Origin of the sequence: Enterobacter cloacae complex sp. 2024EL-00214 (genome assembly GCF_043945575.1) — a bacterium.
GTDB classification, from domain to species: Bacteria; Pseudomonadota; Gammaproteobacteria; order Enterobacterales; family Enterobacteriaceae; genus Enterobacter; species Enterobacter cloacae_P.
Genome location: NZ_JBIMRC010000042.1, coordinates 1 through 5,342, shown reverse-complemented (window position 1 = coordinate 5,342; position 5,342 = coordinate 1). Strand labels below are relative to the sequence as shown.

Here is a 5,342-nt window from a genome sequence, read left to right as displayed (position 1 = left end):
CCGTCGCAGCGTTCCAGCAGACGGCGGTGCTCATCTTCGGTCACCCACATCGTGAGCATTTTGCTGCGTTTCTCTGACAAACCGGTCTCCTGATAACGCCGGGACGGGCGGGAACCTCTTTCCCGGTCGGCGCGGGGTTGGACAAGCCGCAGGCGCGTCAGGCTTTTGGCGGGTTTCGGGGCGCAGCCCTGAACCAGTCACGAAGCGCTAGCGGAGTGTATACTGGCTTACTATGTTGGCACGGATGAGGGTGTCAGTGAAGTGCTTCATGTGGCAGGAGAAAAAAGGCGGCACCGGTGCGTCAGCAGAATATGTGATACAGGATATATTCCGCTTCCTCGCTCACTGACTCGCTACGCTCGGTCGTTCGGCTGCGGCGAGCGGAAATGGCTTACGAACGGGGCGGAAATTTCCTGGAAAATGCCAGGACGATACTTAGCAAAGAAGAGGCAAGGCCACGGCGTTGCCGTTTTTCCATAGGCTCCGCCCCCCTGACAAGCATCACAGAATCTGACGCTCAAATCAGTGGTGGCGAAACCCGACAGGACTTAAAGATACCAGGCGTTTCCCCCTGGTGGCTCCCTCGTGCGCTCTCCTGTTCCTGCCTTTCGGTTTACCGGTGTCACTCCGCTGTTATGGCCGCGGTTTCTCATTCCACGCCTGACACTCAGTTCCGGGAAGGCAGTTCGCTCCAAGCTGGACTGTATGCACGAACCCCCCGTTCAGTCCGACTGCTGCGCCTTATCCGGTAACTATCGACTTGAGTCCAACCCGGAAAGACACGACAAAACGCCACTGGCAGCAGCCAACAGTAAGAGGGTGTACAAGAGATAACTGATGCAGAGTTCTTGAAGTCTCAGCCCAACTACGGCTAAACTGAAAGGACAGAATTTGGTTTCAGCGGTCTTGTACACCCTGTTACCACGGTTCAGAAGTTCCCCAACTTACTGAACCCTCGAAAAAACCGCCTCCCCAGGCGGTTTTTTCGTTTCAGACGAGGATATTACGTCGCATCTTACACTTAGGTCAACAACCATCAGCAAGACTGGACCTCCAAAACAAAAGGAGGTAATATCCTGATAACGAACACTGAATGCGACAAAAGAAATGCTAATGAAACAAGAAGTTAAAGAAAAAAAACAGACGATAGAACTAATCAATGATGATTGTTTAATCGCTTTAAAGATGCTTCAAAGCGATTCAATAGATCTGATCGTTACATCACCACCTTACGCAGACCAAAGGAAAAAAACCTATGGCGGAGTAAGTGCAGACAAATATGTTGAGTGGTTCACCCCGATAGCCAAAGAACTACTGAGAGTGACAAAATCATCAGGTTCATTTGTTCTAAACATAAAGGAAAGGGCGATTAATGGCGAGCGCCATACGTATGTAATAGAGCTAATTCTAATGATGCGAAAATTAGGCTGGTTATGGACAGAGGAATACATATGGCATAAAAAAAATAGTTACCCAGGGAAATGGCCAAATCGTTTTAGAGACTCTTGGGAAAGATGCATCCACTTTACGAAAAGTAAAAAATTCAATATGTACCAAGAGGAAGTAATGGTGCCTATGGGGGATTGGAAAAACTCACGACTTAAAAACATGAGTGATACTGATAAGAAAAGAGATGAATCGAAAGTGGGGAGTGGTTTCGGTAAAAAAATAGAAAACTGGGTCACCAGGGATTTGGCATACCCAACCAACGTGCTACACATGGCTACAGAGTGTGGAAACCGCAGTCACAGCGCAGCTTTTCCTGAAAGCCTACCTGAATGGTTCATCAAACTTTTCACCACAGAAGGCGACACCGTTCTGGATCCATTTTCCGGTTCTGGAACCACATTAAAAGTGGCGAAAGCAATGAAAAGGAACGCTGTAGGTATTGAAATATTAGATGAATATTGCGAGATTACGGCAAATAGAGTAGGTTTGAAAAAATCGTCTCAAAAAAAATACCGGTATACAAATGATTGAATCACGGATTATTTCAGATTTTATAGAATCTTGCATTGATGAAGAGTTCCATCAAAAAAAACAAGAAAAAATAAGAGCGATAAAATTATCAGATATAACAAAAAGAAAAAACCCATATTTATTTAAGGCGAAGGGGCTAACATCAGCAAGTGACTTAATAAAGTCAATCATGGATGCAACGGTCTCCTCTGGAGAGGAGACCGTTTTTGGCAATTTCATGGAAAAGATTGCAATCTTCACATGTTCCCAAGCATTTGGTGGAAGAAAATCCAGTGCGGTAGGAATAGATCTCGAGTTCGAAACTGAAAACACAAAATATCTAATAAGCATCAAATCTGGCCCAAACTGGGGTAACTCATCACAAAAAAAGAAAATGCAAGACAACTTCATTAAGGCCAAAAAAGTCCTAGGCACATCCGGTGGGATCAATTCGAAATCAATAACTTGCGTTGAGGGTTGTTGTTATGGTTATGACGCCAGACCTGAAAAGGGAACCCACATAAAACTATGCGGCCAAGACTTCTGGACATTTATATCTAACGGAAACAACGAATTATATAGTGATATAATTGAGCCTATTGGTAAGCTTGCTGACGAAAAAAACAAGGAACTGATAGAACTAACAAATGCCAAACTAAATCTTTTTACGGCTGAGTTCATTTCAGAATATTGTAATAGTGATGGCTCAATAAATTGGGCTTTATTTGTAGCAAGAAACTCAGGTTCAAAATCAAGCTACCATAGCAACTAACAGAAGAGTATAAAGTGGTGATACCTCAATAAAAACAAGGACACTCCATGCCAGCATGCATAGTAAATGGTTGCCAGAATCATGCATCTAACAACTTTGGTGTAAGACTCCGTAGAGAGGATACCAGTGCGATCTGGGCACCCAATACTGAAGCCTACATCTGTGATGTTCATGCAAGTTCAGGCTTTGATATCGTCGTACAGCTACACACTCGAACCGACAACAACATAGTCACACATGTGAGTGCTAATGGTGGGACTGTCGCACAAAGACTGACACCAATAACCAACACACCTTAGTAAAAAGCCGCCTAAAAGGCGGCTTTTTTGCATCAGATTAAATACTCATATTTACCATAACATCCGTTGCCCGCACCGCTGAAACGGGGTTGGCTGCGTTTCCGGTGCCAGACGCGAGAAAGTGGCGACAGACATAACGAAAAAACACCAGAAACGCAGCCGCTGAATATTACACTGGTGCATAGTCATGCAGCCAGATGCATGGATGTTAAAGTCACACTAAAATCCGCGCCAATGCCTTAAAAACCGACAAATGCTTCTCCAGCCAGTCCCACAGCTCCGCCGCCAGATACAGGCAGTTAAGCAATGATTCAATAAGATTTAACAGCTTCATTTCCCGCTCCTGAATAAGTCGTGACCTTTTTGATCACGAACCTATTTAGCGGGAGAAATAAGAGCCCCTCTTCGTGCGGGTTGTCAGCTGCCTGGATGGTTTAAAGTGTCGGCCCGCGGTAGGTTTTCTGCGGCTGGCGCTCCAGCTCCAGTGTTTTCTGATACTCATTCTCCCTCTGCCGGAGCTCGATGGCATTCAGTTCCCGGACAAGCGGCGCAGCTGCTCGCTTAAACTCAGCACCTGCGTGCTCAAGTACGACACGCGCTCGTTCAGCACCGCGTTCTCCCGTTGCATAAGCCCACACATGCTCCGCCATTCCGCGAAGGCGCTCTCCCATTCGTCCAGCCTTTGCGAGTAGTCCTGCTGTAGCTGCTCTAATGCGCTCAGCAACTGCTTTTCCAGCTCTGTCATTTTCCGCTACTCCTGTTTCAGGCGGATCCATGTCGTCCCGTCGTAGGGGATGGCTTCGGTTTGCATCCCCGGCGGCAGGATAAGAAACCTCCGGCCGTCGCTGCTCTCCTGATAGCGCACTCCCCACGTCCGGGCGGTCATTTTCGCCAGGGTATCTTCCTGCTGACGAAGATGCGTGTAATTGTCGGTTATCTGCTGCCCCTGCCACCACAGTATGCTCCCGCTCGTGCCGATCAGCAGCGCTGACACCATCAGGATGGTGAGCCATGTCCGCCCGGCAGTCCGCAGTACGCTCCGCCGGTTTTTCTCCATCGCCTCGCTCATACTCTGCTCGTGTGCGAGGATGGCGTCGCTGATTCTCCTCGCGCTTGCGCTCAGTTCCGCTCTGACAGACTGCTCGTGCTCGCTGAATGCGGCTTTCAGCATCTCGCCGGTACTCTGCTTCTGCGCTTTCGATTGCTGCTCTAAGTCCTTCGCCAGCGTTAAAAGACTGCTCATAGATGGCTCCCTTCAGTCGGATGTTTCGCCCCCCGTCCGGGTCGGCAATGCTGATACTGCTTTTCGTGGTGCGCACCACCTCAAAACCTGACCGTTCCAGCGCCTCAGTGACGTCCTGACGGGTTTTCAGCTCCCCGGACGAAGCAAGGGTCAGCAGTCCGCGCGTGATGGCTTCTGCGGCCTCCTGCTTCGTTTTCGGCAGTCCGGACGGCGTGACCAGCGCCCGGCGGTTTTCCGGTGCGTTCGGGTCGTGCAGCCCCAGTCTGCCGTTCACGATGGTCTGCCAGGCATCGATACGCGGCCGGTCGGCGCGGTCGTAGTACGGCTGGAGCCGCCTGCCGGTCAGCAGCTCGGTATTGGGGATCAGAAAGTTCAGCTCCAGACGCCCCTTGTCCTCGTGCTCCACCCACAGAATGCTGTACTGATCTTTATCAAGTCCGGGCATCAGAACCCGCTCGAAGCTGGCCATCAGTTTTTCCCGCTGGCCGGGAGGCAGATCGGCCTCCGCAAACGACAGGACGCCGGAGGTGTATTTCTTCACGTAAGGCGACGCGTCAATCAGCTCCCGGACTTCTTCCGGCTTCCCCTGCAGGACGCTGGCACCTTCACGCTGCCGGTCTTTACCCAGAAGATAGTCCACCGGCCCGGCGCCACCGCCGCGACCGCGTGGATGAAATTTAACGATCATCGTCCGTTCCTTTCTCAAGAACGGCGTGCCGCAGCCGCTCAAGCCCGGCATCGATGGCCATCAGCGCCGCCACAATCTGTACCCTGTCATGGCCGGTGCCGCCGCCGGCGTTAACACGGCGGGCTATCTGGTTCAGGTTATTGCCCATGCCGGCAAGCTGGCGCAGCAGCGCCGGCGAGAGTGAGGGGAGCTTTCCGGTGCGCGCAGGCTTTTCGTCCAGGCAGGTCTGCCGCATCCAGGCCGCGAGCTGTTTACCGTCGCAGCGTTCCAGCAGACGGCGGTGCTCATCTTCGGTCACCCACATCGTGAGCATTTTGCTGCGTTTCTCTGACAAACCGGTCTCCTGATAACGCCGGGACGGGCGGGAACCTCTTTCCCGGT

6 protein-coding genes and 1 pseudogene are annotated in these 5,342 nt (G+C 50.7%); 3 read left to right on the top strand and 4 right to left on the bottom strand.

What is annotated here, in order from left to right:
• Positions 1-80, bottom strand: a pseudogene (locus ACHHZ6_RS24465) (plasmid mobilization relaxosome protein MobC); the annotation flags it as partial.
• Between the two features lie 625 nt (positions 81-705).
• On the opposite strand from ACHHZ6_RS24465, the gene ACHHZ6_RS24460 reads away from it, so the two are divergent.
• The 3 genes from ACHHZ6_RS24460 to ACHHZ6_RS24450 all read left to right on the top strand — a co-directional run bounded on the left by ACHHZ6_RS24460 (position 706) and on the right by ACHHZ6_RS24450 (position 2,731).
• Positions 706-834, top strand: coding sequence for a replication initiation protein (locus ACHHZ6_RS24460; protein WP_072106109.1), 129 nt, complete (start codon positions 706-708; stop codon positions 832-834).
• Between the two features lie 279 nt (positions 835-1,113).
• Entirely contained in the window at positions 1,114-1,980 is an 867-nt protein-coding gene (locus ACHHZ6_RS24455) for a site-specific DNA-methyltransferase (RefSeq protein WP_049162637.1), read from the top strand.
• Complete coding sequence (locus ACHHZ6_RS24450; RefSeq protein WP_115656562.1) at positions 1,973-2,731, top strand: PmeII family type II restriction endonuclease; 759 nt, start codon at positions 1,973-1,975, stop codon at positions 2,729-2,731. Before ACHHZ6_RS24455 ends, ACHHZ6_RS24450 begins: the two co-directional genes overlap by 8 nt.
• Positions 2,732-3,559: 828 nt before the next feature.
• Here the strand turns inward: ACHHZ6_RS24450 and ACHHZ6_RS24445 are convergent.
• The 3 genes from ACHHZ6_RS24445 to ACHHZ6_RS24435 all read right to left on the bottom strand — a co-directional run bounded on the left by ACHHZ6_RS24445 (position 3,560) and on the right by ACHHZ6_RS24435 (position 5,274).
• Positions 3,560-3,775: an MbeD family mobilization/exclusion protein gene (locus tag ACHHZ6_RS24445; protein ID WP_137500696.1), complete on the bottom strand. Its 216-nt coding sequence runs from the start codon at positions 3,773-3,775 to the stop codon at positions 3,560-3,562.
• Between the two features lie 6 nt (positions 3,776-3,781).
• Positions 3,782-4,273: an MbeB family mobilization protein gene (locus ACHHZ6_RS24440; RefSeq protein WP_015060400.1), complete on the bottom strand. Its 492-nt coding sequence runs from the start codon at positions 4,271-4,273 to the stop codon at positions 3,782-3,784.
• Positions 4,274-4,950: 677 nt separating this feature from the next.
• On the bottom strand, positions 4,951-5,274 hold the full coding sequence (locus tag ACHHZ6_RS24435; protein ID WP_176689730.1) for a MobC family plasmid mobilization relaxosome protein: 324 nt from the start codon (positions 5,272-5,274) through the stop codon (positions 4,951-4,953).
• Between the last annotated feature and the right edge of the window lie 68 nt (positions 5,275-5,342).